Origin of the sequence: Psychrobacter sp., from assembly GCF_030457785.1 — a bacterium.
Taxonomy (GTDB): Bacteria; Pseudomonadota; Gammaproteobacteria; order Pseudomonadales; family Moraxellaceae; genus Psychrobacter.
This window is the reverse complement of the sequence record NZ_JAKDUI010000202.1, coordinates 1-4,973: the sequence shown is the minus strand read 5'-3', so window position 1 is coordinate 4,973 and position 4,973 is coordinate 1. Positions and strand designations below refer to the sequence as shown.

The 4,973-nt window shown below is 42.7% G+C and carries 3 protein-coding genes and 1 tRNA gene; 2 read left to right on the top strand and 2 right to left on the bottom strand.

All coding sequences use genetic code 11. The features are described from left to right. Positions 1-169: 169 nt before the first annotated feature. Positions 170-919, bottom strand: a complete 750-nt coding sequence (locus L0J61_RS09245; protein WP_301466157.1) for an SDR family NAD(P)-dependent oxidoreductase — start codon at positions 917-919, stop codon at positions 170-172. A 651-nt stretch (positions 920-1,570) separates the two neighbouring features. Here L0J61_RS09245 and L0J61_RS09240 point away from each other — a divergent pair. Continuing rightward, complete coding sequence (locus L0J61_RS09240) at positions 1,571-2,773, top strand: pyridoxal phosphate-dependent aminotransferase (protein WP_301466156.1); 1,203 nt, start codon at positions 1,571-1,573, stop codon at positions 2,771-2,773. A gap of 374 nt (positions 2,774-3,147) precedes the next feature. Further along, positions 3,148-3,223, top strand: a tRNA-Asn gene (locus L0J61_RS09235). A 553-nt stretch (positions 3,224-3,776) separates the two neighbouring features. On the opposite strand, the gene L0J61_RS09230 is transcribed toward L0J61_RS09235, so the two are convergent. Further along, complete coding sequence (locus tag L0J61_RS09230) at positions 3,777-4,877, bottom strand: endonuclease/exonuclease/phosphatase family protein (protein ID WP_301466155.1); 1,101 nt, start codon at positions 4,875-4,877, stop codon at positions 3,777-3,779. Positions 4,878-4,973: the final 96 nt, after the last annotated feature.

The window sequence follows — 4,973 nt, the reverse complement described above, 5'->3', positions numbered from 1 at the left end:
TATGCAGGCGTTCTATAATATTAATTAGCGTTGCACTTGGTGTGTTAATCTAAGTATTGATAACTACAACTTTGATAACTACAATCTTGACAGATACTTTATACGTCTTTGAAAACATGTATTTAAGATTACTTTTCAGCAGTGAGACATCCACCCTTATTATGCAATCTTACTTATTGTTGAGCTTGCCACCCACTTGCTGCCAAACCAAATCTGGCAACGTGCCCAATGCCTTTAATGGTAAGGTTAGTTTTTTGGGAAACTCGATAACATCCTGACCATTTTCGATACCTTCACGAATCGCATGACTGGCTTGCTGGGGCGTCTGTATAAATGGCATCGGGAAGTCGTTTTGCTTGGTCATAGCCGTCTCGACAAACCCAGGTACCACCAAACTAACTGCAACATCTTGCGGCGCAAGACTGATTTGCAACGTCTTCATTAAATAATGAATCGCTGCCTTTGAACTACCATAAGCTTCGGCGCGGGCAAAGGGCACATAAGCCGAAGCTGATCCAATACCAACCAAACGACCTTTTGAGGCGATTAGCTTTGGCAAAACCCCTTCAATCGCATGCGACAGCGTGCCCATATTTACTGACACCACTTTCATAAACACCGCACTATCAAAATCTGGCATATCCAAATACTCACACATGCCGGCACCAAGAATCGCCACATCAATGTCGTTGATTTTGGCAAATGCCTCAATTACCTCCTCTCGCTGCATAAGGTCTAAATCGATGGTCTCTGCACCCAATGACTTCAGCTCAGCTAAGGCTTCATCATCACGACCAACGGCATATACTCGATAGTCGTCTAGTAGGTAATCTTTCACCAATTGGTTACCGATACCAGACGTGGCGCCAGTCACCAGGATGCTTTGTTTTTTGCCTGGTTTTTTGTGGTCTTTTGTCATCTTGAATATCCTCGTTAATTCCATAAGGCGTCAGGTATCTTTGGTTATTCAGTTTCCTAACAGCAGCGTTTAAAAAAGCAGGGTTTAAAAAAATAATGTCCAACAAGTCACGTTTTAAGAGCAATATCCAATAAAAAAAACACCCCAAACAAATTGTTAGCTAAGTTTATAAGGCCGACCAATGCCGTTTTTGATAAGACGCGACGTCTAATTAGAGCCTTCAGTCAGAGCATGAGTGCTTCCAAAGCGTGAGTGCTTCGAAAAGAACATCGGCAATAATTCTTAAATCATTCCTTATATTATTTATATATTCTAAATAATAATAGTATCAAGCTATTGTTTTATTGTTGTGGTTTCGCAATCGGGAGGCAGAAATACGCCTGCATTCAGTCAGTCGTTGCGCTGACATCATCGCTCGTAGAGGCGTTGTTATTTATTATGAGCATCATGCGACAGCGTAATATCAGCATGCTACAATGCCCAAAACCTGTACTTATTTGATAGAAAAAAAGCGCCAGTCATCTAGACAAAAATTCGCGCTGTTTTTTGGAAAAACAGATATCGTGTCCCACTAACGATTAACAAGTCAGGATAAAAACGTTATATAATTAGAATCACATTTTCACCAACCACTCTAAAAAAGGATATCCCATGAGCGAATTGCAATTATCTGACCGCGTCAATAGCATCAAACCATCACCGACCCTAGCGATTACCAATAAGGCGAAAGAACTAAAAGCCGCTGGTAAAGACATCATCGGTTTGGGCGCAGGCGAACCTGATTTTGATACGCCAGATCACATAAAAAAAGCAGCGATTGATGCAATCAACAACGGCTTCACCAAGTACACAGCTGTTGATGGGACTCCAGAACTCAAAAAAGCCATCATTGAAAAATTCGAACGTGATAATGATATCAGCTATGAGCCAAATGAGATTTTGGTATCAGTCGGTGGTAAGCAGTCATTTTTCAACCTTGCCCAAGCGTTCATAAACCCAGGTGACGAAGTCATCATCCCAGCCCCGTTCTGGGTGAGCTATCCTGATATGGTTCTCGTCGCTGAAGGCAAACCTGTTATCGTAGAATGCCCAGCAGAACAAAATTTCAAAATTACTGCCGAGCAATTAGAAGCTGCCATCACCGACAAAACTAAAATGGTGGTATTAAACAGCCCTTCTAACCCAACAGGCATGATTTATACTTTAGACGAGCTGAAAGCCATCGCTGAAGTACTGAAAAAGCACCCACAAGTTTACGTGGCTTCAGATGACATGTATGAGCACATCCGCTGGACCGGTGATAAGTTCTATAACATCTTGAATGCTGCACCAGAGCTCAAAGATCGTGCCATCATCCTAAATGGTGTGTCAAAAGCTTATGCCATGACAGGCTGGCGTATCGGCTATGCTGGCGGCCCTGCTAAATTGATTGGTGCGATGAAAAAAGTACAATCACAATCAACGTCATGCCCAACCTCTATCAGCCAAGTCGCTGCTACCGCTGCTATCAGTGGTGACCAAAGCGTACTCACACCAATGGTAGACGCATTCGAGAAACGTTGTGACCTAGTCGTCGATGGTCTAAATGCAATCAAAGGCATCACCTGCCTACGCCCTGACGGCGCATTTTATGTCTATCCAGAAATCAAACCACTGATCAAAGCAGCTGGCCTGTCATCATGTACTGAGTTTTCAGCATGGTTACTTGACAAAGTTGGTGTAGCAGTGGTTCCTGGTGATGCTTTCGGTCTTGGCGGTTATATGCGTATCTCTTACGCTACTGACGAAGCAACGCTAAAAGATGCATTATCACGTATCGAAAAAGCAGTTGCTGAATTGGATGTTGCTGAGTAAGCGAGTAAGACATTGCCGACATCCTAGTACATTTTCTGCTCTAGAATGTTTTCTGCTCTAGAGCGCTTCCTGAATGTGCTGTAAGCAGCATCTATTCTGAGTTTTTACGCAGCATTATTTCAGGTATTATGTCAAAAGACGCCACATAGACAATATGTGGCGTCTTTTTTATTGGCGTGATATTTTTACCTGGGGCGTGACAACGTCAACTGAAGGTGAAAAGCCATAGGTTTTTGCTTCAAACCACAATCCTGCACATTTATGAAAAAAAAGCTTGACGTATTTTTTATCTTTGCTAGAATACGCTCCACTTAGCAAGAACTCGTTAGAGTCTGCCAAGTCTAGTTGTAAAGTTTCTAACTCTTACAGCCTATTCTCCAATAGCTCAGTTGGTAGAGCAACGGACTGTTAATCCGTGTGTCCCTGGTTCGAGCCCAGGTTGGAGAGCCACGTTCTAGTAGTATTATTTTGAGTCTTCTCTGATTCAATTATGGCATTTGCCAAGACCCTCTTCACTTTGATGAGGGTTTTTTTATGCCCATCTTTTTGTCCTCAAACAAATAATAGTGATAAATAGTACGGATGAGATAAATAGTACGGATGAATAATATTTACCGCTTGGCTATGATCAAGGTAATGTTTGGATAACGTTTCCTAAACCTGATTGAAAAGACAGCTCATTAATCAAACAGACAAAGAAAACCCCGAACCTTGGGCAAATGGTTCAGGGTGATGGCGTGTCATGTTGTTATTATATCTTCCATGCTCGACTTATCGTAAGTCATAACAGCAACCTAAAAGACAGTGGGCTTATCTGTGCTCTTATTGATACCGTTGCAACACCACCGCATCCGTGCGCTTCCTTGTGTTGATGGTTGTATTGTAGGGCAATCATTTTGATGCAGCTAGAGGCTAAAAACCTTAATTCACGTAAGCATATGCTTACGCCTGCACAATACCTATCACACCGTAACCCACAGTCATCAAACGGTCATATATTCGATCAAACAATAAGGTCTTTCGATTTTATACCCTGCTTTTCGGCACGCTTTTCTGCGCGTTCTCTTGAGACCTTTATACCTTCTTCTTTACCTTCCTCGATTTTATTATCGGTTTCTTCGATATCGTCCGCCTCGGCTTTAGGTGCATTCTTTTGTTGTTGGCTTGCTGCTTCAGGCTCATATTGCAAAGTAGTCATGACAGGGAAGTGATCAGAACCAATAGCAGGCAAGCGCTCAATATCGACTACTGTAAAACAGGCACTATGAAAGATGTGGTCGAGCGCCCAGCGTACCAGCGGATACTTAGCGTGAAAGGTGTTCATGAAATGTCGACCAATACGCGGATCTAATAATCCAGAGATACGTTGAAATCGACGAGTGGTCTTTGACCACGCTACATCGTTCAGATCACCTGCAAGGATAGCTGTTTGCCCGTTTTCTTCGATGTGCTTGCCAACCATTAGCAGCTCAGCATCGCGGGTGGTTGATTTATCAGCTTCCGTTGGGCTCGGCGGCATCGGATGCAAACAATACAGCCAAATCACTTCATCGTTTTGCAAGCGTAGTTGCGTATGAATAGAAGGTATATCGTCAATCATCAAGTACTTGACTTTGGGGTCTATCAGCTCAAGCTTAGAATATAAATGTATGCCATAAAGGTTGTCTAACGGCACTTTCACAGTATAAGGATAATCTGGCTCAACTTGACTAAGCGCATCTTCCCATTTTTTATCACTTTCTAAAGTGATTAAAATATCAGGCTGTTTTCTTTGAACCAAATCAACCAGCTGTTGAGTTTCATCATTGGGTGTTAGCACGTTTGAAACCATGATTTTTAACTGATATGCCTTCCCTTCTGGTTTGACCTTTGCTTGTCGTACTTCTTTTTTCCATAGCTTGGTATAAGGCAACACCATTCTAAGCTGAAATGCCAAGGTAATACTGAGCACTGTAAACAACAGCCACTGCCCGTCTTGCCATTCTGTATAAAAAACCAGCATACCAAGCCAAGCAATAACCCCAAGTACCATGATTTGAATACGAGGAAACTCCACACCGCGTACCCACCAATTATCTAACGGTATCCAGCCCCAGACCGTCACAAGCGCGATGAAGCCTGCTAGCCACTGTATGCTGTAATATAATTAGGACTTACGCAACAATCAGTCTAGGCGAGCGTAACTGCTCGCAGAGATAGT

What these genes read in the sequence shown, in the direction of transcription:
- L0J61_RS09245 (WP_301466157.1), bottom strand. Translation starts at nt 919, where the DNA reads ATGACAAAAGACCACAAAAAACCAGGCAAAAAACAAAGCATCCTGGTG.
- L0J61_RS09240 (WP_301466156.1), top strand. Translation starts at nt 1,571, where the DNA reads ATGAGCGAATTGCAATTATCTGACCGCGTCAATAGCATCAAACCATCA.